At 69.9% G+C, this 21958-nt stretch carries 18 protein-coding genes; 13 read left to right on the forward strand and 5 right to left on the reverse strand.

Going from position 1 to position 21958, the window contains the following annotated elements:
* Positions 1-28: 28 nt before the first annotated feature.
* The 3 genes from katG to PBV52_RS46445 form a co-directional block, all read right to left on the reverse strand.
* The gene (gene katG, locus PBV52_RS46435; protein WP_373922049.1) at positions 29-2218 is read right to left on the reverse strand and encodes a catalase/peroxidase HPI; all 2190 of its coding nucleotides are present in this window, start codon (positions 2216-2218) and stop codon (positions 29-31) included.
* Positions 2219-2484: 266 nt separating this feature from the next.
* Positions 2485-3306 carry a hypothetical protein gene (locus PBV52_RS46440; protein ID WP_274247713.1) on the reverse strand — a complete coding sequence of 274 codons (822 nt, stop codon included), beginning with the start codon at positions 3304-3306 and terminating at the stop codon, positions 2485-2487.
* 48 nt (positions 3307-3354) lie between these two features.
* Positions 3355-4185, reverse strand: coding sequence for an alpha/beta fold hydrolase (locus PBV52_RS46445; RefSeq protein ID WP_274249975.1), 831 nt, complete (start codon positions 4183-4185; stop codon positions 3355-3357).
* Between the two features lie 270 nt (positions 4186-4455).
* On the opposite strand from PBV52_RS46445, the gene PBV52_RS46450 reads away from it, so the two are divergent.
* The 7 genes from PBV52_RS46450 to PBV52_RS46480 all read left to right on the forward strand — a co-directional run bounded on the left by PBV52_RS46450 (position 4456) and on the right by PBV52_RS46480 (position 11880).
* Complete coding sequence (locus PBV52_RS46450) at positions 4456-5655, forward strand: acetyl-CoA C-acyltransferase (RefSeq protein ID WP_274247715.1); 1200 nt, start codon at positions 4456-4458, stop codon at positions 5653-5655.
* Complete coding sequence (locus PBV52_RS46455; protein ID WP_274247717.1) at positions 5655-6350, forward strand: HAD family phosphatase; 696 nt, start codon at positions 5655-5657, stop codon at positions 6348-6350. The genes PBV52_RS46450 and PBV52_RS46455 overlap by 1 nt, the downstream gene beginning before the upstream one ends.
* A gap of 143 nt (positions 6351-6493) precedes the next feature.
* Positions 6494-8020, forward strand: coding sequence for a class I adenylate-forming enzyme family protein (locus PBV52_RS46460; RefSeq protein WP_274247719.1), 1527 nt, complete (start codon positions 6494-6496; stop codon positions 8018-8020).
* Positions 8021-8117: 97 nt separating this feature from the next.
* On the forward strand, positions 8118-8813 hold the full coding sequence (locus PBV52_RS46465; RefSeq protein ID WP_274247721.1) for a TetR/AcrR family transcriptional regulator: 696 nt from the start codon (positions 8118-8120) through the stop codon (positions 8811-8813).
* Between the two features lie 165 nt (positions 8814-8978).
* Entirely contained in the window at positions 8979-9797 is an 819-nt protein-coding gene (locus tag PBV52_RS46470; protein ID WP_274247723.1) for an SDR family oxidoreductase, read from the forward strand.
* A gap of 69 nt (positions 9798-9866) precedes the next feature.
* Positions 9867-11096: an acyl-CoA dehydrogenase family protein gene (locus PBV52_RS46475; RefSeq protein WP_274247725.1), complete on the forward strand. Its 1230-nt coding sequence runs from the start codon at positions 9867-9869 to the stop codon at positions 11094-11096.
* Between the two features lies 1 nt (position 11097).
* Positions 11098-11880, forward strand: coding sequence for an SDR family oxidoreductase (locus tag PBV52_RS46480; protein WP_274247728.1), 783 nt, complete (start codon positions 11098-11100; stop codon positions 11878-11880).
* Between the two features lie 81 nt (positions 11881-11961).
* On the opposite strand, the gene PBV52_RS46485 is transcribed toward PBV52_RS46480, so the two are convergent.
* Both PBV52_RS46485 and PBV52_RS46490 read right to left on the reverse strand, forming a co-directional pair.
* The gene (locus PBV52_RS46485) at positions 11962-12627 is read right to left on the reverse strand and encodes a TetR/AcrR family transcriptional regulator (RefSeq protein WP_274247730.1); all 666 of its coding nucleotides are present in this window, start codon (positions 12625-12627) and stop codon (positions 11962-11964) included.
* The gene (locus tag PBV52_RS46490; protein WP_274247732.1) at positions 12624-13919 is read right to left on the reverse strand and encodes a CdaR family transcriptional regulator; all 1296 of its coding nucleotides are present in this window, start codon (positions 13917-13919) and stop codon (positions 12624-12626) included. Before PBV52_RS46490 ends, PBV52_RS46485 begins: the two co-directional genes overlap by 4 nt.
* A gap of 188 nt (positions 13920-14107) precedes the next feature.
* Between PBV52_RS46490 and PBV52_RS46495 the strand changes: the two genes are divergently transcribed.
* From PBV52_RS46495 to PBV52_RS46520, 6 genes are all read left to right on the forward strand, one after another.
* Positions 14108-14866, forward strand: a complete 759-nt coding sequence (locus tag PBV52_RS46495; protein ID WP_274247733.1) for an ABC transporter ATP-binding protein — start codon at positions 14108-14110, stop codon at positions 14864-14866.
* The gene (locus PBV52_RS46500; protein ID WP_274247735.1) at positions 14863-15675 is read left to right on the forward strand and encodes an ABC transporter ATP-binding protein; all 813 of its coding nucleotides are present in this window, start codon (positions 14863-14865) and stop codon (positions 15673-15675) included. The genes PBV52_RS46495 and PBV52_RS46500 overlap by 4 nt, the downstream gene beginning before the upstream one ends.
* Positions 15676-15680: 5 nt before the next feature.
* Positions 15681-16562: a branched-chain amino acid ABC transporter permease gene (locus tag PBV52_RS46505; protein ID WP_274247736.1), complete on the forward strand. Its 882-nt coding sequence runs from the start codon at positions 15681-15683 to the stop codon at positions 16560-16562.
* Complete coding sequence (locus PBV52_RS46510; RefSeq protein ID WP_274247739.1) at positions 16559-17923, forward strand: branched-chain amino acid ABC transporter permease; 1365 nt, start codon at positions 16559-16561, stop codon at positions 17921-17923. Before PBV52_RS46505 ends, PBV52_RS46510 begins: the two co-directional genes overlap by 4 nt.
* A 5-nt stretch (positions 17924-17928) precedes the next feature.
* Entirely contained in the window at positions 17929-19206 is a 1278-nt protein-coding gene (locus tag PBV52_RS46515; RefSeq protein ID WP_274247741.1) for an ABC transporter substrate-binding protein, read from the forward strand.
* Between the two features lie 227 nt (positions 19207-19433).
* Complete coding sequence (locus tag PBV52_RS46520) at positions 19434-21854, forward strand: SpoIIE family protein phosphatase (RefSeq protein ID WP_274247743.1); 2421 nt, start codon at positions 19434-19436, stop codon at positions 21852-21854.
* Positions 21855-21958: the final 104 nt, after the last annotated feature.

Raw genomic sequence — 21958 nt, forward strand, 5'->3', positions numbered from 1 at the left:
CGGGTGGCGGCCGACCGGGGCATCGGGTTCAGGAGAGGTCGAACCGATCGAGGTTCATCACCTTGTTCCACGCGGCCACGAAGTCACGTACGAACTTCTCTCCCGCGTCCTGGGACGCGTAGACCTCCGAGACGGCTCGGAGCTGGGAGTGTGAACCGAAGATGAGGTCGACCGCGGTGGCGGTCCATTTGAGCTCGCCCGTGGCGCGATCCCGGCCTTCGAATACGTTCTCGTCGGAAGCCGATGCCTTCCACTGCGTGCCCATGTCGAGCAGGTTGACGAAGAAGTCGTTGGTCAATGCCTCCGGCCGGCGGGTGAAGACGCCGTGGGGGGATCGCTTGAAGCCGGTGTTCAGGGCCCGCATGCCGCCGATCAGCACCGTCATCTCGGGAGCGGTCAGCGTCAACAGGTTGGCGCGGTCCAGAAGGAGGGTTTCCGGCGACAGCTTCTCTCCCGCCCGGAGGTAGTTGCGGAACCCGTCGGCCCTGGGTTCGAGCACGGCGAACGACTCCACGTCGGTCTGTTCCTGCGAGGCGTCCGTGCGCCCCGGTGCGAACGGGACCGTGATGTCGTACCCGGCGTTCTTCGCGGCTTGCTCGACGGCCGCGCACCCGCCCAGGACGATCAGGTCGGCGAGCGAGACCTTCGCTCCGCCGGCACGTGAGAGGTTGAAGTCCTGCTGGATCTGCTCCAGCTTCCGCAACGCCTCGGCCACCTCGGGCAGGTTGTTGACCTCCCAGTCCCGTTGCGGCGCGAGTCGAATCCGTGCCCCGTTGGCCCCGCCACGCTTGTCGGTGCCACGGAAGCTCGCTGCCGCCGCCCAAGCGGTGGTGACCAGCTGGGAGATGGAGAGTCCCGAGGCGACGATGCTGCCCTTGAGGGCAGTGATGTCCGCGTCCGCGATGAGTTCGTGATCGACCTCCGGGACGGGATCCTGCCAAAGCTGCGGCTCGGGAACCCACGGGCCGAGGTAGCGCGTGACGGGGCCCATGTCGCGGTGCAACAGCTTGTACCAGGCCTTGGCGAACGCTTCCGCCAGCTTGTCCGGGTTCTCGTGGAAGCTCTTCGCGATCGGGCCGTAGACCGGATCCAGCTTCAGCGCCAGGTCCGTCGTCAGCATCATGGGGGCGTGCCTCTTCGACGGATCATGAGCATCGGGCACCGTGCTCTTGGCCGAAGGATCCGTGGGCGTCCACTGCTTGGCACCGGCGGGGCTCGTCGTCAGCTCCCAGTCGTACCGGAACAGGTTGTCCAGGTAGCCGTTGTCCCACCTGGTCGGCTCGGAGGTCCATGCGCCCTCGAGCCCACTGGTGAGCGTGTCGGCGCCCTTGCCGCTGCCGTACGTGTTCCGCCAGCCGAGGCCCTGCTGCTCGATGGGGCCGGCCTCGGGTTCCGGACCGATGTACTGGGGATCGACGGCGCCGTGACACTTGCCGAATGTGTGGCCGCCGACGATAAGCGCAACCGTCTCCTCGTCATTCATCGCCATGCGCCCGAATGTCTCGCGGATGTCCCGGGCGGCGGCCATCGGATCCGGGTTTCCGTTGGGTCCTTCAGGATTGACGTAGATCAGTCCCATCTGGACCGCACCGAAGGGAGTGGCGAGTTCCCTGTCGCCGCTGTAGCGCTCATCTCCGAGCCAGATGTCCTCGGGCCCCCAGAAGATTTCCTCGGGTTCCCAGATGTCCTCTCGGCCGAAGCCGAACCCGAACGTCCTGAACCCCATCGATTCCATGGCACAGTTGCCGGCGAAGACCAGAAGGTCGGCCCAGGAGATTTGCCGGCCGTACTTCTGCTTGACCGGCCAGAGCAAACGGCGCGCCTTGTCGAGGCTCGCGTTGTCCGGCCAACTGTTGAGCGGGGCGAAGCGCTGAGCGCCGCTGCCGCCACCGCCCCGGCCATCGGCGACACGGTACGTGCCCGCGGCGTGCCAACTCATCCGGATGAAGAGCGGCCCGTAGTGGCCGTAGTCGGCGGGCCACCAGTCCTGCGACGTCGTCATCACCTCGAAGACGTCTCGCTTCAGCGCGTCGAGGTCGAGGGTCGCGAACTCTCTCGCGTAGTCGAAGTCCTCGTCCATCGGATTGGAGCGGGACGAGTGCTGGTGGAGAATCTGAAGGTCCAGCTGATTCGGCCACCAGTCCCGGTTTGTCCTGGGCCGAGTCTGCGTGGGGGTCGGGGAGGAGATTGCTGGGTTCTCGCTTTCGCTGCCGGACACGTACGTCCTTCTTTCTGTCTCGGTGTTTCCGCGCACAATGCCGATGATCGTGATGTGTCGGCGTCCGTATGGTCGCGCACCGTGCACCGCACCGCTACGAAACACGCAGAGCACCCCCGCATAACAAACGTGCGAGAAGCGGCAGCTTTTCTGCTCGTCGATTTCCGACCCAAGCGGAATCTGGTCCCGGGTCTTCTCCTGACAACAATCCGTCAAGGAAGTGGCCGGGGACTCACAACCTCCTGGCGGCCATGGTCCCTGCTCGGTCAGCCGAGTTTGAGGAGGCCGGCTTCGACGACGGCGCGGCCGAAGGGGCCGGCGAGTTCGGCGAGACGTTCGCAGTCGCTGTCACCCAGGGCGCCGTATGCGGGAAGGGCCAGGAGGTCGGTGCGGTCCTCGATGTGCCGGCGCAGGCGTACGCCTTCCGCGCTGAGGGAGTCACCGTCGAGGAGGCCTCGCGTGCGCAGGCGCTCCTCGGTGTCGGCCCATGCTTGCGCGGGCCATGCGCGGCTCGCCTTGAGGAAGTCGACGGGAACCTCACCGGTGGCAGCGTGCAGAATCAGGGATTCCAAGCCACCGACGCCCTCGCTCAGCAAGCACGCCACGTGGCCGTCACCGCGGAACTCCCGGAGCAGCGTCTGGGCGTGCCACAGCTGCAGCACCGGTTCCTCCGGCCAGGGCAGGGCGGCATGCGCGGCGAACAGCGGGCGGCCCGCCGTGTGTTCGCAGGCGGCCTCGGCGGCCCTTCGGGTCAGCGCCAGCACCTCGTCGAGAGCGGACAGCTCGTGGATTCCCGCCCGCCGCAAGGCCTCGTCTGCGGCGGCGTACCGCGCGTCCAGCACCTGCTGCGGTGTCGTCGCGTCCCAGACCCCGTCGACCGCCTGCCGTACGAAATCGGGGTTGAAGTTGTAGAAGGTCGCTATGACCAGCTCGGCGGATGCCCGGCCGAACGCGGCGCTCCGGGAGGCGAAGTACCCGGCGCGGCCGCTCAGTCCGAGGTCCGCGTACCGTCGCCTTCCCTCGGGGACGAAGTAGATCATGCCGTGTACGGGCTCGAGGCGGCGCCAGGCCGCGCGCGCTGTCTTCACGGGGTCACCTTTCAGGGGAGGTCGACGAACGGGGGTATTCGCTGCGGTTCAGTACGCGCCGTGCGTTCGCAGATGGTCGAGCAGCAGGCGGTTCAGCGTTTCGGGCGCCTCCTCGGGAACCCAGTGGCTGACGCCCTGGAGGGTCTCGAACCGGTACGGCCCGTCGACCCACCGTCCGGTCTCCCTCGCGGCCGCCGGGCCGAACGCGCCGTCCTCCGTGCTCCAGAGGTACAGCGTGGGCACCTCGATGACGCCGATCGCGCCGTCGGGACGGCCGGCCCGGTACCAGTTCAGCGCCGCGGTGAGAGCGCCCGGCCGGGACAGGTGCCGCACGTAGGCCTCGGCGCTGTCCGGTGGGACCTTCCCGGCGTAGAAGCCACGTAGCTCTTGGGCATCGTGGGCGAGCATGCGCTCTTCGGTCGCGGGTGTTTCGCGCCAGTCGATCATGTAGCGAGAGCGTTCACGCTGATCCTGGTCGGCGCGCAGGGTGGTGGCCAGGGCACCGGGGTGCGGGGTCGAGACAACCGTCAGGGTGCGTACCCGGCCGGGGTGGGCGTGCGCGGTCCACCAGGCCACCGCGCCTCCCCAGTCATGGCCGACCAGGTCGAAGGCCGCCCAGCCCAGTTCTTCGGTGATCGCGATCACGTCGTCGACCAGAAGGCCGATGCGATAGTCCTCGGGCCGCTGGGGGCGGGCGCCGGGGGAGTACCCACGCTGGTCGGGTGCCACCACTCGGTAGCCGTGCGCGGCCAACCCCGCGATCTGCCGTCGCCACGCCAGCCCCGTCTGCGGGAAGCCGTGCAGCAGCAGCACCGGTCGGCCCTCGGGCGGACCCGCCACGATCGCGTCGAACACGCCCGCACCAGTGGAGATGCTCAGAGCGGTCACGGCCCACCCCTTCATACCGACTGGTCGGTAGACTTCAGGTAGAGGGGCGGGCTGTCAAGGCATGAGTACGGGCCACCCTGGTTGAACCTGACGCCGAATTCAACTATAACGGGCCCGGAGGCCGGCTCCCATCACCGCCTGCGGCAGCGCCTCAGTTGGCGTTCGGCACCACCTACCGGCATCGAGCCCGGCTCACGGAGCTCGGAGTTCCGGCCCCGAAGCTCCCGGACGAACCGGACCAGCAGGAAGCAGTGAGGCGACATGAGGGAAGCAGTCATCGTTTCGACGGCGCGGACGCCGATCGGAAAGGCGTACCGCGGCGCGTTCAACGACACGCAGGCGCAGGAGCTTGCTGCGCATGCCCTTTCGCATGCGGTGCAGCGTGCCGGGCTGGAGGGAGGCGAGGTCGAGGACGTCGTCTTCGGCTGTGCTGTGCAGCAGGGATCCGCCGGTTTCAACGTCGCGCGCCAGGCCGCCCTGCGCGCCGCACTTCCGGACACCGTGTCCGGGATGACCATCGACCGGCAGTGCTCGTCGGGCCTGATGGCCATCGCCACGGCCGCCAAGCAGATCGTCGCGGACGGCATGCAGGTCGCCGTCGGCGGCGGCGTCGAGTCGATCTCCCTGGTGCAGAACGACCACATGAACACCCACCGCATGACCGATCCCTGGCTGGTCGAGCACAAGCCGAGCATCTACCTGCCGATGTTGCAGACGGCGGAGATCGTCGCCGAACGCTACGGCGTGAGCCGGGAACGCCAGGACGAGTTCGCGTTGCTGTCACAGCAGCGCACCGCGGCGGCGCAGGAGGCCGGCCGGTTCGACCAGGAGATCGTCGCGCTCAGCAGCGTCAAGAAGGTGCTCGACAAGCAGTCCGGGGAAGTGCGGGACGAGGAGGTCACCCTGACCCGGGACGAGGGCAACCGCGCCTCGACGACGCTCGAAGGCCTGGCCGGGCTGGCGCCGGTACTGCCCGACGGCCAGGTGAGCGCGCACTCCAGCGTGACGGCGGGCAACTCCTCGCAGTTTTCGGACGGGGCTTCGGCGTCGGTGCTGATGGAGTCGAAGGAGGCCGAGCGCCGCGGACTGGAACCGCTGGGCGTCTACCGGGGTATGACCGTTGCCGGTTGCGGTCCGGAGGAGATGGGCATCGGTCCGGTGTTCGCCATCCCGAAGCTGCTGAAGCAGCACAACCTCACCATCGACGACATCGGCCTGTGGGAACTCAACGAGGCGTTCGCCTCCCAGGCGCTGTACTGCCGCGATGAACTGCACATCGACCCGGAGCGGTTCAACGTCAACGGCGGCGCGATCTCGGTCGGCCATCCGTACGGAATGACCGGTGCCCGCCTGGTGGGGCATGCCCTCGTCGAGGGGAAGCGCCGAGGTGTCCGGTACGTGGTGATCTCGATGTGTGTCGGCGGCGGAATGGGCGCAGCCGGACTGTTCGAGGTCGTCTGATGGAGACGGAAACGGAGAAGGAGAAAGGGCAGAGGGAGCAGGAGAAGGAGCAGGAGAAGGAGAAGGAGAAGGAGAAGGGGCGAACCGCGGTCCTGGTGGACTTCGGCGGGGTCATCACCTCCAGCGTGCTGCGGGCTTTCACCGACTTCGGCGCCTCGCTCGGCGGCGACCCGCGCCTGCCGTTGGAGCTCCTCGCCCGGGACCAGCCCTCACGCACCCTCCTGGCCGACCATGAGTGCGGCCGCATCGACGCCGAAGCCTTCGAGCGAGGATTCGCCGAGCGCCTCCGCGTCCACGGTGCCGACGTACCGGCCGAGGGGCTCACGGCCCGGATGCAAGCGGGAATGTCGATCGACGAGGACATGCTCGCGCTGCTCGGTGAGCTTCGAGCCGCCGGTTGCCCCGTCGCGCTGGTGTCCAACTCGTTCGGTACCGGGACGTACGACGGTGTCGACCTCGCCGCTGTCGCCGATGTGGTCGTCATCTCCTCCGACGTCGGCATCCGCAAGCCGTCCCGGCGGATCTACGCGATCGCATGTGAACGCCTCGGCATCGGCCCCGAAGAGGCAGTCATGATCGACGATCTGCAGCAGAACCTCGACGGAGCGGCGCGGATCGGTATCGGGGGAGTGCTGCACACCAGCGCCGCCGACACCCGCCGCCAACTCGCCGAACGCTTCCGTATCACCGCCTGACCGATCGATCGGACCGGGCGCAGTGAGGCGCGTCATCCGGCCACCCCGGCCGAGGAGTTGATGGGGAGGCACGGCCAACTCAACCGGTCGGCGAGGGCGAGACCCGCACCGACACCTGCTCACACCCTCGGAAGGCACCGCTCATGACCAGCGTCTTCGATCCGGTGTGCCGCCACGCGGCCGCCACCCCCGACAACATCGCCCTGCGCGGCGCCGCGGACCAGTGGACCTACCGTCAACTGCGCGACGCGAGCGCACGGTATGCGGGGGCGCTGGCCGCCGCAGGGCTGTCCCCCGGGGACCGGGTGCTGCTCGCAGCGCCGTCGGTGCCCGAGTTCGTGGTGGCCTACCTCGCGATTCAGGCCGCGGGCTGTGTCGTGGTGCCGGTCAACACGATGTCCACCCGGGCCGAGGTCGAGTACGTCCTCGGCGACGCCGGGTGCTCATCGGCGATCGCCTGGCACGCCCTCGGTCCAGCCGTCGCCGAGGCGGCCGCGGCGCTCTCGGTGCCGTTCTGGACGCTGTCCCCGGGCGCGTCGGTCGCCGGTGCGGCCCCTGCCGACGTCGTCGACCGGGACCGCGACGAGACCGCGGCCATCCTGTACACCTCGGGCACCACAGGGCGGCCGAAGGGGGCCCAACTCACGGTCGGCAACCTGCTGACCGCTGGGGAGATCGGCGCCGAGTGCAGCCGCGCTTCGAGCGCCGACCGTACCGGCACCGGACTTCCGCTGTTCCACGTCTTCGGCCAGGCATCGGTCCTGATGGCGACCCTGACCGCAGGCGGCTCGATGTCGTTGCTGGCCCGATTCGACCCGGCGTCGATGCTGGAGATGCTGCGCCGCGACCGGCTCACCATCATGGCCGGCGTGCCGACCATGTGGAACGCGATGCTGCACGCGGCGGGTGATGCGAACCCGGCGGACTTCGCCCAGCTCCGCGTCGCCGTCTCCGGCGGCGCCTCGCTGCCCGGGGAGATCGCCCGGGCCTTCGAGGCCCGCTTCGGCTGCACCATCCTCGAGGGATACGGACTCACCGAGACCACCGCGTTCGGCACCTTCAACGACATCGACCGCGGCGGCAAGACCGGGTACACCGGCCGGGCGGTCCCGGGGCTGCAGGTTCAGGTGCGTGACGACGACGGCAACGAGTGTCCGCCGGGAACCGTCGGCGAGGTCCACATCAAGGGGCCCACGGTGATGCGCGGCTACTGGAACCGCCCCGTGGACACCGCCGCGGCCATCTCACCCGACGGCTGGTTCCGGACCGGCGACCTCGGCGAAACCGACACGGACGGCGGCCTGCGCATCGTCGACCGCGTCAAGGACCTGATCATCCGCGGCGGCTACAACGTCTACCCCGGTGAGGTCGAGGAAGTTCTCTACGAGCACCCCGACATCGTCGAGGCGGCCGTCATCGGCGTTCCCGACGACCACTACGGCGAGGAGGTCGCCGCGCTCATCGCGGCCCGGCCCGGTTCGGAACTCGGTGCCGCCGAGGTGTCCAGCTGGGCGCGAGAGCGGCTGTCCGCCTACAAGATCCCGCGCATCGTCCGGTTCGTCGACGCGCTGCCCAAGGGGCCGTCGGGGAAGATCCTCAAGCGGTCCATCGACCGTACCGCGCTGACCCGCGACACCGCGCTCGGCGACGTTGCCGTCCACCACCCCTGAACCTCGCCCCTGAACCTCGGAGACCAGGACATTCAACCCACCTGCCTGCCCCTTGGGGTTTGTGACTATGGCGTCGGATTCAAGTAAAGTCCCCGAGATGGACACCACTGCGCCCGAGGAGATCGACAGCGAGAAGGCACCGCCCGTGGCGCCCTTCTCGCAACTTCGCGAGCCGCCCACGACACAGCGCGGAGCGCGGACACGGGCCGCTTTGGTGAAGGCCGCGCGGAAGGTGTTCGAACGGGACGGCTACCTCGACACCCGCCTGACCGACATCACCAAAGAGGCTCGATGCGCGGCGGGGTCCTTCTACACCTACTTCGCCAACAAGGAAGAGGTGCTTGCCGCCGTACTCCTGGAGGCGCAGGAGGACATGATGCACCCCGGCATGGGCCGGGTGCAGGGCACCGACGATGCCTATGCCGTGCTCGAGGCGAGCAATCGCGCGTATCTCGCGGCATACAGACGGAACGCGAAGCTGATGGCGCTGCTGGAGCAGGTCGCACAAGTGGAGCCGGAGTTCCGTGAGTTCCGACGGCGGCGCGGGGACGCGTTCATCCGCCGCAACGCCCGCGGCATCGCGGACCTGCAGGCGCGGGGTGTCGCAGACGGTGAGGTCGATCCGATGATGGCCTCCCGTGCGCTGTCGGGGATGGTCAGCGTCATGGCCTACAACGCCTTCGTGCTCTGTGAAGGGCAGGAAGAAGAAGGTGCGCCGGTGGACTTCGAGGAACTCGTGTCCACGGTGACCCGGCTCTGGGCGAACGCCCTGCGGTTCCCCGAACACCGCTGATCCGCCTGCTCCCCTGACACTCGGTACCGCCGGGTGTCTTTTCTTTTTCTCGTCTGCTCCACGGACGTGACGACCGCGGCCGGCGTACGCCCATCTCTTGAAGTTGACGTCAGATTCAATTATACAGGGTGAGGCAAGAGCGTCCCGGCACGGAGAGGTCCGCCTGTGAACGTTGCACAAAGAATCGCCATCGTCACCGGAGGGGGCGGCGGCATCGGCGGCGCGCTGGTCGCGCGGCTCGCTCGCGAGGGTGCCCGGGTCGTCGTCGCGGACCTCGACGCGGAGACCGCGCGGGCGGTGTCGGAAAGGGTCAACGCCGACCATCCGGGAAGTACGGTCAGCGCCGGCGGGGACGTGTCGGACACCGGCCAGATCCAGGAGCTGATCGACCTGGCCGAGAGCACGTTCGGTCCGGTCGACCTCTACTTCGCGAACGCGGGCATCGCCGGGGCACCCGGCCTCGACGCGAGCGAACCGGACTGGGACCTCTCGATCGACGTGAACCTGCGAGCCCACATCCGTGCGGCAAAGCTGCTGGTACCACGGTGGCTCGAGCGCGGTGAGGGCTACTTCGTCAGCACCGCCTCGGCGGCCGGGCTGCTCACCCAGATCGGCTCCGCCACGTACGCCGTCACCAAGCACGCGGCCGTCGCCTTCGCCGAGTGGCTGAGTGTCAGCTACGGCGATCGCGGGGTCCGGGTCAGCTGTCTGTGCCCGATGGGCGTGAACACGAGATTGCTGTTCTCCGGAGAGGACTCCGGGGACGCGCTGGGAAGGGCAGCGACGCGGGCCGTCACGTCCGCGGGTGACGTCCTGGAGCCGGCCGACGTGGCCGACGCGGTCCTGGCCGCGATCGATGACGAGCGCTTCCTGATCCTGCCGCACGAAGACGTTCTTGAGATGTACCGGCAGAAGGGCTCGGACTACGACCGGTGGCTGCGCGGGATGCGCCGCTACCAGAGCTCCCTGCTGGCGCAGCCGTGACCGGCACGCCCGGCGTGCGCTTCCTCGCCGCCCGCCCCGAATGTCCCTCCCTCCCTGTCAGGAGTACGCATGTCCCTGTTTGAGACGTCGGACCGCGCCAAGAAGTACCGGGCGGATCTGCTCGACTTCATGGATGCGCACGTCTACCCCGCTGAGGCCGTGTACCACGAGCAGATGCACGCCTCGGGTGACCCGCACTTCCAGCCGCCGATCATCGAGGAACTCAAGGCGCAGGCGCGCCGGCGCGGGCTGTGGAACCTCTTCCACCCGCACCCCGAGTGGGGCCCGGGGCTGACGAACCTGGAGTACGCGCCGCTGGCCGAGATCATGGGGCGCAGCCACATCGCCTCCGAGGCGTGCAACTGCAACGCTCCCGACACCGGCAACATGGAGGTGCTCACGCTGTTCGGCAGCGACGAGCACAAGGAGAAGTACCTCAAGCCCCTGCTGGAGGGGACGATGGCCTCGGCGTTCGCGATGACCGAGCCGCGTGTCGCCAGTTCGGACGCCACCAACATCGAGTTGCGGATGGAGCGCGACGGCGACGAGTACGTGCTCAACGGCCGCAAGTGGTTCGCCTCGAACGCGATGCACAAGAACTGCAAGGTGCTCATCGTGATGGGCAAGACCGACCCCACGGCGGCCCCACATCGCCAGCAGTCGATGATGGTCGTCCCGATCGACGCCCCCGGGGTCACCGTGGTCCGCAACCTCCCGGTGTTCGGGTACGCGGACCGCGAGGGCCATGCGGAGATCATCTTCGAGAATGTGCGGGTACCGGCCAAGGACCTGCTCAAGGGCGAGGGCGAGGGTTTCGCGATCAGCCAGGCCCGGCTCGGGCCTGGTCGTATCCACCACTGCATGCGGGCCATCGGCGCGGCCGAGCGGGCGCTGGAGCTGATGTGCCGGCGTGCGCAGTCACGGGTGACCTTCGGCAGTCCGGTTGCCGAACGGTCCAACATCCAGGACTGGATCGCGGAAGCGCGGATCGACATCGAGATGATCCGCCTGCTCACGCTCAAGGCCGCGTATCTGATGGACACGGTAGGGAACAAGGAAGCGCGCACCGAGATCGCGGCCATCAAGGTGGCCGCCCCGAACATCGCGCTGAAGGTGGTCGACCGCGCGATCCAGGTGCACGGAGGAGCGGGAGTGACCGACGACTTCCCGCTGGCGATGATGTACGCGCAGCTGCGGACGCTGCGGCTGGCGGACGGTCCCGACGAGGTCCACAAGCGGGCCATCGCCAAACAGGAACTGCGGCAGTACCGCGACGTGGCCGCGGCGGCGGTGAGCTGAGATGACAGGACTGGACCTCACCGGTCGCACCGCCGTCGTCACCGGCGCCTCACGCGGTATCGGGCTGGCGATCGCCCAGGCCATCGCCGCCGCCGGCGCAAACGTCGTCCTCACCTCCCGGTCCCAGGAGGCGGCGGACGCCGCCGCGGCCCAGGTCGGGGGCACCGCGGTCGGCGTCGGTGCGCACGCGGTCGACGAAGAGGCGGCACAGCGCTGTGTGGATCTGACCCTCGAGCGTTTCGGAAGCCTGGACATCCTCGTCAACAACGCGGGGACCAACCCGGCCTTCGGGCCGGTCATCGACCAGGACCACGGCCGGTTCGCCAAGACCTTCGACGTCAACCTGTGGGCTCCTGTCCTGTGGACGGGTCTGGCCACCCGGGCCTGGATGGGCGAGCACGGCGGCGCGGTCGTCAATACGGCGTCGGTCGGCGGCATGGCCATCGAGGCGAACATCGGGTTGTACAACGCGTCGAAGGCCGCACTGATCCACCTCACGAAGCAACTGGCCCTGGAGCTCTCGCCGAGGGTTCGCGTCAACGCGGTGGCACCGGGTGTGGTGCGCACCAAGCTGGCCGAGGCGCTGTGGAAGGAGCATGAGGAGGCCGTGTCCGCCGCGATGGCGCTCGGTCGCATCGGGGAGCCGGCGGACATCGCCTCGGCGGTCGCCTTCCTCGTCTCCGAGGCCGCGAGCTGGATCACCGGCGAGACCATGGTGATCGACGGCGGGCAACTGCTCGGTGACGCGCTCCCGTTCAGGGAAGGAGCAGGCATCGGGATCTGAGGTGGGGGGCCGGGCGTCCGGCGTACAGCATCGCCGGACGCTCCCTCGTCAGGCGCACCGTCGAGCCACCCGCCAGGTGTTTCAGCCGGGCGGTGCCGACAGATGGATCAGGATGCCGCACACCTCGTCCACGATCTCCCGGGCCTCCGTCTCGTCACCGCAGTCGCCCAGTTCGCGCGCCGCCCCTCCGATGACCGTGGTCAGTACGCTCACCCGGACCCGGCCGGCGCGTCGCCGCTCGTCCACCTTCAGGAGCCGGGCGTTGCGCCGTACCCACGCGCGGTCCCACTGGCGGCGCAGTGCGTCGAAGCCCGCCGGGCCGTCGTCCTCCGCGAGGAGCCTGGCGAGCCGCCGGTTGTCCCAGGCGCCCGCCAGATATGCCCTGGCTCCCGCCACGAAGAGGGCGATGGGATCGTCCACGCCACGGCCGCGCTCGGCGGTCACCGTGGCCGCGGTCCGGCGCTCCTGCTCCTCCCGGAACTCCTCCCAGAGGGCGAGATACAGCCCTCGCTTACCGCCGTAGTGCTGGAAGAGGCTGCCCACTGGGATGCCGGAGCGCGCCGCGATCTCGCCGAGGCCGGCGTCGGTGTAACCGCGCTCGGTGAACACCTCCAGCGCGGCGTCCAGCAGCGCACGCCGGACGGTCCGGTCCTGACCGGCGGGGTCCTCCGCCGGACCCCCGCTACCGTGCCCCAGCGGCAGTTGAGGTGCCGCTTCGGTCCCAGCGGATTCGACGATGCCGCTCACTGGCCGTCCTCACCTTCCCCGGCCCCGTCGCGGATGGCGAGGGCGACCAGCAGTTCCAGGAGGTCGGCGATCCGGCGCGGATTGCGGCCGGTGCGTTCCTCGATCCGGCGCAACCGGTAGTGCGCCGTGTTGTGGTGGATCCGCAGCCGGTCGGCGGCCAGCCGCAGGTTGAGATCCGCCTCCGCGAAGGCCCGTATGGTCGCGGCCAGCGTGTCGCCACGTCTGCGGTCCTCCTCCAGCAGCGCCCGCACACGGCAGTCGACCAGCTGGCGGGCGAGGTCGTCGGCGCGCAGCGCCAGGTAGTCGAAGGGGGACAGCCGCGGCAGCGCCGCCACCCCGCCCCCGCTCGGCACCAGGTCGAGGGCGGCGCGTGCTTCCGCGTAGGCGCGGGGCAGTTCGGCAGCGCCCTGGGCGACGGTGCTGATGCCCATGGAGAGCATGGTTCCCTCCCGCGCGAGCCGCCGCTGCACGGCCTCGAAGTGGGCGCAGATGTCCTCCGCGTTCATGCCGGCCCGGACCACGGGCACGGTCACCACCTCCCCGTGGCGCACGACGACCAGGGTTCTGCCGGCCCAGGGCCCGGCGACGCTGATCGACGCGCTGGTGGCGTACCCGTGCTCGGCCGAGGTGAGGTCCCCGGTGCCGGTGTTGTCGACGCACACCGCCACGACCGCCATCATCGGCGAGCGCGGTCCGATGCCGTACGCCTGCGCCGCCGCGAACAGCGGACCGCGCGTCGGTGCCACGCCGGCCAGCAGCTGGTCCAGGAGATCCCGGCGCTCCCGGTCCGCGTCCGCCACCACGTGCTGCTGGTACTCGACATAGGCCTGCGCGGCATGGGTGCTGGCGTAGTCGACGTACCGCATGAGTGGTGTGACCAGGCACAGTGCGGCCTGCTGGGCCTCGGCGGACGTGCCCGCGCAGTCCAGCAGCGAGTCCCACAGCACCTGCCGGCCGACCCGGAAGGCACTGATCCAGTCCTCCAGGGCGAACCCCGCCCGCGCCCTGCGCATCGCCGCCGCGCGACTGAACACCAGGTCCTCGGGCGCGATGTCCCGGTCGCCGGCCAGCGCTGCCAACTGCATCCGGTAGTGCTCGAGCACCTGCTCCCGTACGTCGTCGAAGAACCGCTCGTCCTGCAGCGCGTACGACGGGATCTCCGTGCGCATCACCTCGACGGCGCTCTCCGCCACCTCCTCGATCCGGTCGTGGACGGCGTGCAGGATCCGCCGCCGCTCCCGGTGGAGCGATTCGGAGAGTCGGGGGGCGCCCAGAGCGGGACCGCGAGGCATGGCGCCGATCGTCGCCGCCCGCCTCGTGCTTCGTCAACAGCCTCGGGGTGAGACATCCGCGGGGACCTGTGCGCGGCGCACAGTCCGGTGACCCGGAAGTTGGGTGCTCGCACCCAATGTGCGCCCGGAACACCCCCACCTACTGTGACGCTCGCCCACCCCCCAGCACGTCGGAAAGGGCGTCACTCATGCTCGCGGTCGACGGTATCAGCGTGCGTTTCGGCGGGATCACGGCACTGGACGGTGTCGGGTTCACCGTCGAGCCGGGCACCGCCGTGGGGCTCATCGGGCCCAACGGAGCCGGCAAGACCACCTTGTTCAACTGCCTCACCAGGCGCTGCACCCCCGATGCGGGAACGGTGCGGTTCGAGGGTGAGGACCTGCTCGCCCTTCCGCCGCACGCCGTGGCCGGGCGCGGCATCGCCCGCACCTTCCAGAACCTCGGCCTGTTCCCGCGGCTCACGGTCCGGGAGAACGTCATGGTCGGCGCCCACAGCCGGGGGCGCACCGGACACCTCGCCGCGGCGCTCCGGCTGCCCCGCGTCCGGCGAGAAGAGAGGGAACTGTGTGACCAGGCGGACGAGCTGCTCCGGCGACTCGGCCTGGCGGACGTCGCCGACCACCCCGCCTCCGGGCTGCCGTTCGGCACGCTCAAACGCGTCGAACTCGCCCGGGCGCTCGCGGTACGGCCCCGGCTGCTGTTGCTCGACGAGCCCGTCAACGGACTCAGCCACGGCGAGGTCGACCAATTCGCAGATCTGGTCCGGTCGGTGCGCCAGGACTTCGACCTCACCCTCGTGGTGGTCGAACACCACATGGGATTCGTGATGGGCCTGTGCGACAAGGTGGTCTGCCTCGACTTCGGCCGCAAGATCGCCGAGGGCTCGCCCGAGGAGATCCAGCGCGACGCGGCGGTCATCGAGGCGTACCTGGGGGTGGCCGCATGAGCGAGCCCACCACCGACCGCACCGAGTCCGCGGAGGCCGCGGCCGCGGAGCCGGACTTTCTGACGGTATCCGGCCTGCACGCCGGGTACGGACAGGCCCGCGTGCTCCAGGGCCTGGACTTCTGTGTCGCCCGCGGCGAGGTGTGCGCGATCCTCGGGCCCAACGGCGCGGGCAAGACCACGACGCTGCGAGCGCTGTGCGGCATGGTCCGCGGTCGTGGCTCGGTCACCTTGAACGGTACGGAGCTGCTGGGCCGCTCGCCCGAGCAGGCCGCCCGGCTCGGTGTGGCGCATGTGCCCGAGGGCCGGGGCACTTTCAACGACCTGAGCGTCGAGGAGAACCTGCGCATCGGAGCCCACCTGCGCACCGGTCTCGGACGGCGGGGCCGTGCCGAGCGCGCCGCTGTGGCGGCCGACCTGGAACGGATCTACGGCTACTTCCCCAAACTGCGCCAGCGCTCCCGTCAGGCCGCCGGCAGCCTCAGCGGCGGGGAGCAGCAGATGCTCGCCATCGGCAGGGCGCTGATGCTGCGGCCCTCGCTGCTGCTTCTGGACGAGCCGTCGCTCGGGCTCGCCCCGCTCGTCACCCGTGAACTGTTCGAGATCGTCCGTGCCGTCAACGAGGAGGAACGCACCACCGTGGTCGTCGTCGAGCAGAACGCCCAGCTCGCGCTGGACATCGCGCACCGGGCGCACGTACTGGAGGCCGGCCGCCTGGTGCTGTCCGGACCGGCTCAGCAGATCCGGGAGGACGGACAGGTCGCCGAGGTCTACCTCGGTGTCTCCGTCAGCGCCCGGAAGGCCGGGTGAGCGCCGTGACCGAGCTTCTCCAGCAACTGGTGGAAGGACTGGGCTCCGGCGCCGTGTACGCCAGCCTGGCGCTGGCCCTGGTGCTGATTCACCGGTTCACCGGGATCGTCAACTTCGCACAGGGCGAGCTGGCCATGCTCTCCACCTACGTCGCCTGGCAGCTGGTGGCGTCCGGGATGCCGTTCTGGCTGGCGCTGCCGGTCACCCTCGCGGTGTCCTTCGCCGGCGGCATGCTGGTCGAGCGGATCGTCATCCGTCCCGTGCAGGGCGCACCCGAGCTGACGGTCGTCATCGTCACGGTCGGCCTGTTCATCTTCGTCAACGCGCTGGCCGGCCTGATCTGGTCGTTCACCGTGAAGGACTTCCCGCAGCCGTTCCCCGACGGCGGGCTCGACCTGGCCGGGGTGCGCGTGGACTGGTCGACGCTCGGGATCATCGGCGTGGTGGCCGTCGTGATGGGCCTGCTGTATCTGCTGTTCCAGCACACCTCCATCGGCCTGGTGATGCGGGCGGTCTCCTGCAACCCGGCCTCCGCCCGGCTGTCGGGCATCCGGGTGGGCCGGGTCCTGATGCTGGGCTGGGGGCTGGCCGCGACCGTCGGCGCCGTGTCCGGCGTACTCGTCGCCCCGCTGCTGTTCCTGGAGCCCAACATGATGGGCGGGGTGCTGATCTACGCCTTCGCCGCGGCCACCCTCGGAGGCTTCGACAGCCCGGTCGGCGCGGTCGTCGGAGGCCTGTTCGTGGGCGTCGCCGAGACGCTGACCGGGGCCTACGTCGATGTCGTCGGCGCCGATCTGAAGGTGGGCGTCCCCCTGGTGATCATCCTGGCGGTGCTGCTGGTACGGCCCCAGGGCCTGTTCGGACGAGCGGCGGTGGAACGCGCATGAGCACGATCATCGCCACACTCGGCACGGACCGCGCCCGGCGCCTGCGCGCCGCGCTCACCGTCCTGCTCGCGGCGGCCCTCGCCGTCGGCGCACCGTTCTACTTCGCCCCCTTCCAGGTCTTCCAGCTGACCATGGTGCTCCTGTACGCCGTGGCGCTGGCGGGACTGAACCTGCTGGTCGGCTTCGGCGGGCAGATCTCGCTCGGGCACGGCGCGTTCTTCGCGGCGGGCGCCTACACGGCGGCGGTCATGCTCGACCGGTACGACACCGGCCACCTGGCCACGCTGCCGGCCGCGGCCGCCGGATGCTTCCTGCTGGGCCTCGGCTTCGGAGTGCCCGCGCTGCGGCTGCGCGGCCTGTACCTGGCCCTGGTCACCCTCGCGTTCGCGGTGTTCCTGCCGCCCCTGCTCAAGCGGCTCGAACCGGTGACGGGCGGCTCCATGGGCCTGACCGTGGACAAGCCGCAGCCGCCCGCGTGGAGCGGGCTGGCCGAGGACCAGTGGATGTACCTCGTCGTCCTCGCCGTCACCGCGGTGGCCCTGCTGCTCGCCCGCAACCTGCTGCGGTCCCGGGTCGGCCGGGCCCTGCTCGCCGTGCGGGACAACGAGAGCGCCGCCGAGGTGATGGGCGTACGGCTGTCCCTGCACAAGACGCTCGCCTTCGCGTGGAGCGCGATGTTCGCGGGTGTCGCCGGGTGTCTGTACACCTGGGTGATCGGCTTCGTCTCGCCCGACTCCTTCAGCTTCGTCGTCTCCATCACGCTGCTGGCCGGCCTGGTGGTCGGGGGGCTCGGCTCGCTGTACGGGCCCCTGCTCGGGGCGGCGTTCGTGATGTACGTGCCGAGCGTGTCCCAGGACGTCAGCGAGGCGGCACCGGGAGTGGTGTTCGGCCTGCTGATCATCACGGTGATGTTCGTGGCCCCGACGGGACTGGCCGGCCTGCCGGGCCGTCTCCGGGCCACCGTCACCCGCCACCTGCCCCGCCCCCCAGCCACCCCCGACCGGACGCCCGAGGCCGACTCCGCGCCGAGCACGGAGCCGAACGCCCCGGCTGATTCCGCGGCGAGCACGGAGCCGAACGCCCCGGCTGATTCCGCGGCGAGCACGGAGCCGAACGCCCCGGCTGATTCCGCGGCGAGTACGGAGCCGAACGCCTTGGCCGATTCCGCGCCGAGCACGGTGCCGAACGCCCTGGCCGATTCCGCGGCGAGTACGGAGCCGAACCTCCCGGCCGATTCCGCGCCCGATGCGCAGCCGGATTCACCGGCCGCATCCGAACCCACCGCGACGGATACCCCCGCGGACCCCGCAGTTGCCGATGCCGAACCCGTGGGCGCACCGCCCCGCACGGAAAAGGAATGAACCACATGCGCAAGACCACCGCGCTGCGGGCGGCCGCTGCCGCCACCGCAGCTCTGCTCACCGCGACCGCCTGCAGCAGCCAGCGAGGGCAGGACTCCCAGGACACCGCCGTCGATGGCGCGTGCAAGGGCCAGCAGACCACCGGCATCACCGACAAGAGCATCAAGCTGGGCGGGATCTACCCGCTGTCGGGACCCGCCTCCGCCTACGGCACGATCAGCAAGGGAGTGGCCGCCTACTTCGACCACGTCAACGACAAGGGCGGCATAGACGGCCGCAAGGTGGAGTTCATCGTCCGCGACGACGGCTACCAGCCGCCCAAGGCGGTCGAGGAGGCGCGCAGACTGGTCGAGCGGGAGAAGGTCTTCGCCGTGTTCCAGAGCCTTGGCACCCCGTCCACGGCAGCCGTCTGGGACTACCTCGACAAGCAGAAGGTGCCGCAGCCCTTCGTCGCCACGGGCGCCTCCGTCTGGGGTACGGACGACAAGCACCCCTGGACCATCGGCTGGCAGCCCAACTACGTGTCCGAGGCGCGGGTGTACGCCAAGTACCTCAAGGACGACAAGCCCAAGGCCAAGGTCGCCGTCCTCTTCCAGAACGACGACTTCGGCAAGGACCTGCTCGGCGGCTTCAAGCAGGCCGTCGCCGGCAGCGGCGTCAAGGTGGTCGCCGAGGAGAGCTACGAGGTCACCGATCCCTCCGTCTCGGCGCAGATGACGAGCCTCGCCCGCTCCAAGGCGGACGTGCTGCTCAACATCACCACGCCCAAGTTCGGCAGCCAGGCCCTCGCCGCCGACGCCAAGAACCCCAAGTGGAACCCGCTGCACATCGTGAACAACGTGTCCTCCTCCGCGGCCGTGCTCCAGCCCGTCGGGTTCAAGAACGTCCAGGGCGTGGTCTCGGCGACCTACTTCAAGGACCCCGCCGACCCGCAGTGGGCCGACGACCCGGAGATGAAGGCGTACACGGACGCGCTGCACAAGCACGCGCCCGACTCGGACCCGGCCAACCAGTTCAACGCCTACGGCTGGGCCGCCGCCTCCAGCCTGCACAAGGCACTGGACGCGATGAAGTGTCCGACCAGGGAGGGGCTGCGGGACGCGGTGCGCAACCTGAACGACGTGAAGGTGGACATGCTGCTGCCCGGGGTCACCCTCGCCACCGGGCCCGACGACGCATTCCCGATCGAGACGATGCAGCTGATGCGGTTCAAGGGCGAGCGGTGGCAGCTGTTCGGCAAGCCGGTGGACACCCGAGAGGAGTTCGGCCCGCTCGCCGAGTGAGCCGGCGGGGGCGGTCCCGGTCGATGCCCTGACCCTGGGGACCGCCCCCGCTCGGGCCGCAGGGCCCGGGCACATCGGGACGCCACGCGGTGGGCGAGCTCGCGGCCTTACCGGGTTCAATAGGCTTATATGGGATCAGTAGGTCGACGCGCATTCAAAAGCGCCCAGCCACCGACAAGGAGCATTGGCGACCGAGGACAAGGTGGTGTCCGGCGGTGGAGAAGCGGATGACGGAGCTCAGCGAAAGCCACGACGATCCGTTCGCCCTGCACATCGCCGCCTTGGCGGTGCTCGACGACCGGGGCGCCGTGGTCGGATGGAACCGGCGGGCCGAGGAACTGCTCGGCTATCCGGACACAGCGGTGATCGGTCGGCCCGCATTCGACGTCCTTGTCGATCCTGGCGATCTGCCGACTGCCAGAGAGGCCGTGGCGAGCTGCAGGAAAGCCGGCGGCTGGTTCGGGGTGCTCCACGTGCGGCACCGTGACGGGCGGCTCGTGGAGATGGGGCTCAGGGCCCATCCGTTCTCGCGCGACGGCCAGGTCCGTGAGTGGTTCCTTGCCGGGGCACCCGCGGCTGACGTCCTGGAGTGGCAAAGGGACCGCGCGGTTCTCGACGGGTTGTACCGCCGGTGCCCGATCGGCCTGGTCGTCCACGGCCCCGACCTGAGGCTTCTCCGGGTCAACCGGGCCATCGAACGCTTCAGCGGCATCCCGGCAGCGGACTTTCGAGGGCTGCCCACCGGCTGTTTCCTCCTCCCCGACGACGCACGCAGGGCCGTGGACCGGGTGCGCCAGGTGATGGACACCCGAAGGCCGTCGGTCTACTCCGAGCAGTTCGTCCGCCTGGAGCAGGATCCGGCACGCGAGCGGGTCGCGATGGTCTCCTCCTTCCCGATGGAGGATCCCTCCGGCCGCATCCTGGGCGTGGCCGAGATGATCGAGGACATCACCGAACGCCATCGCGCCCAGCGTCGGCTCGCGCTCCTCGACGAGGCCGGCGGCCGTATCGGCACCACCCTCGACGTGGCGGAGACGGCCCGGGAACTCGCCGAGGTGATGGTGCCTCACCTCGCCGACCATGCGTCAGTGGACCTGCTGCAGCCCGTGACGCGCGGTGAGGAACTGGCGCGGCCCCTGGCAGGGCCGGTGGTACGCCTGGGGGCCAGCGGCGTCGGTGCCCAGCAGGCCGGCCCGCCCCACCCCGCGGGCGAGCCGGTGGAGTTCGCGCCGGGCACACCCCAGGCCAGATGCCTGGCCGAAGGACGGCCCGTCCTGGAACCGGTGCTCCCGCCCGACTGGTTCTCGACGGAAGGCCGCCAGGGAGCCCGAGCCCCGGACCTGGGCGCCCACTCGTTGATCGTGGTCCCAGTCGCCGCACGTGGCCAGGTGCTGGGAGTGATGACCCTGTGGCGTTCGCGCCGCCCTGATCCCTTCGAGGCGGACGATCTCACCCTCGCCCAGGAACTCGCCTCGCGCGCCGCCGTCGCCATCGACAACGCCCGGCGCTTCACCCAGCAGCAGCAGACGGCGTTCACCCTGCAGAGCAGCCTTCTGCTCCGGGCGGTTCCGGACCAGTCGGCCGTCGAGGTGGCCCTGCGGTACCTGCCGGCCAGCGCGGCCCCGGGCCTGGGCGGCGACTGGTTCGACGTCATCCCCCTGTCCGGGGCCCGGGTCGCCCTCGTCGTCGGCGACGTGGTGGGACGCGGCATCCACGCTGCCGCCACCATGGGCCGGCTGCGTACCGCCGTACACACGCTCGCCAGCCTCGACCTGGAACCGGACGAGGTCCTCTCCCGCCTGGACGACCTGGTCAACCTCCTGGCGGCCGAACAGGAAGCGGTCGGCGAACGGCCCGTGGGCGAGCAGGTCATCGGTGCCACCTGCCTGTACGCCGTGTACGACCCGGTCTCCGGGCGGTGCTCCCTGGCTCGCGCCGGTCACCCGCCGCCTGTGGTGACCGCTCCGGACGGACAGGCGGCCCTGCTGGACCTGCCCGCCGGCCCACCGCTCGGCCTGGGCGGCCTGCCGTTCGAGGCACGGGACGTCGAACTGGCCGAGGGAAGCCTGCTGTGCCTGTACACCAACGGGCTCATCGGCGAAGGCCACCTCGATGCCGACGCCGGCCTGGCCAAGCTGCGCGCGGCCCTCACCCGCCCCGGCGACGCGCTGGAACGGACATGCCAAGCGGTGGTCGACTCGCTCGTCCCCTCGCGCCCCAGCGACGACGTCGCTCTGCTGATCGCCCGCACGCGCATGCTGCCACCGGACAACGTCGCCTCCTGGCGTCTGCCACTGGAGCCTGCCAGCGCCGCCCGGGCCCGGGCCCTGGCCGCCGCCAAGCTGACCGAATGGGGGCTGGAGCACTTGGCGTTCAGCACCGAGTTGATCGCCAGCGAACTGGTCACCAACGTCTACCGCTACGCCAGCGGCCCCGCGACCCTGCGGCTGATCCGCGAACGGTGCCTGGTGTGCGAGGTCAGCGACAGCAGCCACACCTCACCCCACCTACGCCACGCCCGTACCACCGACGAGGGCGGACGCGGCCTGTTCCTGGTGGCCCAGATGACCGAACGCTGGGGCACCCGATACACCCGCGAGGGCAAGACCGTGTGGACCGAACAACCACTGGCCGGCATGCTCACCTGACCATCATCACGAGGCGCCGTTACGGGATGGATCGTGCCGTCCAGCCTGACCTGACGGGCTGCCTGCGGCGCCGTTGTGCGACGGGACTTGGGCCGCCGGGCGGA

This window comes from Streptomyces sp. T12, assembly GCF_028736035.1.
GTDB lineage: Bacteria > Actinomycetota > Actinomycetes > Streptomycetales > Streptomycetaceae > Streptomyces.

Excerpts from the sequence above, each read along its gene's own strand:
- PBV52_RS46450 (WP_274247715.1), top strand. The coding sequence starts at position 4,456 with ATGAGGGAAGCAGTCATCGTTTCGACGGCGCGGACGCCGATCGGAAAG.
- PBV52_RS46455 (WP_274247717.1), top strand. The coding sequence starts at position 5,655 with ATGGAGACGGAAACGGAGAAGGAGAAAGGGCAGAGGGAGCAGGAGAAG.
- PBV52_RS46460 (WP_274247719.1), top strand. The coding sequence starts at position 6,494 with ATGACCAGCGTCTTCGATCCGGTGTGCCGCCACGCGGCCGCCACCCCC.
- PBV52_RS46465 (WP_274247721.1), top strand. The coding sequence starts at position 8,118 with ATGGACACCACTGCGCCCGAGGAGATCGACAGCGAGAAGGCACCGCCC.
- PBV52_RS46475 (WP_274247725.1), top strand. The coding sequence starts at position 9,867 with ATGTCCCTGTTTGAGACGTCGGACCGCGCCAAGAAGTACCGGGCGGAT.
- PBV52_RS46480 (WP_274247728.1), top strand. The coding sequence starts at position 11,098 with ATGACAGGACTGGACCTCACCGGTCGCACCGCCGTCGTCACCGGCGCC.
- PBV52_RS46490 (WP_274247732.1), bottom strand. The coding sequence starts at position 13,919 with ATGCCTCGCGGTCCCGCTCTGGGCGCCCCCCGACTCTCCGAATCGCTC.
- PBV52_RS46495 (WP_274247733.1), top strand. The coding sequence starts at position 14,108 with ATGCTCGCGGTCGACGGTATCAGCGTGCGTTTCGGCGGGATCACGGCA.
- PBV52_RS46500 (WP_274247735.1), top strand. The coding sequence starts at position 14,863 with ATGAGCGAGCCCACCACCGACCGCACCGAGTCCGCGGAGGCCGCGGCC.
- PBV52_RS46510 (WP_274247739.1), top strand. The coding sequence starts at position 16,559 with ATGAGCACGATCATCGCCACACTCGGCACGGACCGCGCCCGGCGCCTG.
- PBV52_RS46515 (WP_274247741.1), top strand. The coding sequence starts at position 17,929 with ATGCGCAAGACCACCGCGCTGCGGGCGGCCGCTGCCGCCACCGCAGCT.
- PBV52_RS46520 (WP_274247743.1), top strand. The coding sequence starts at position 19,434 with ATGACGGAGCTCAGCGAAAGCCACGACGATCCGTTCGCCCTGCACATC.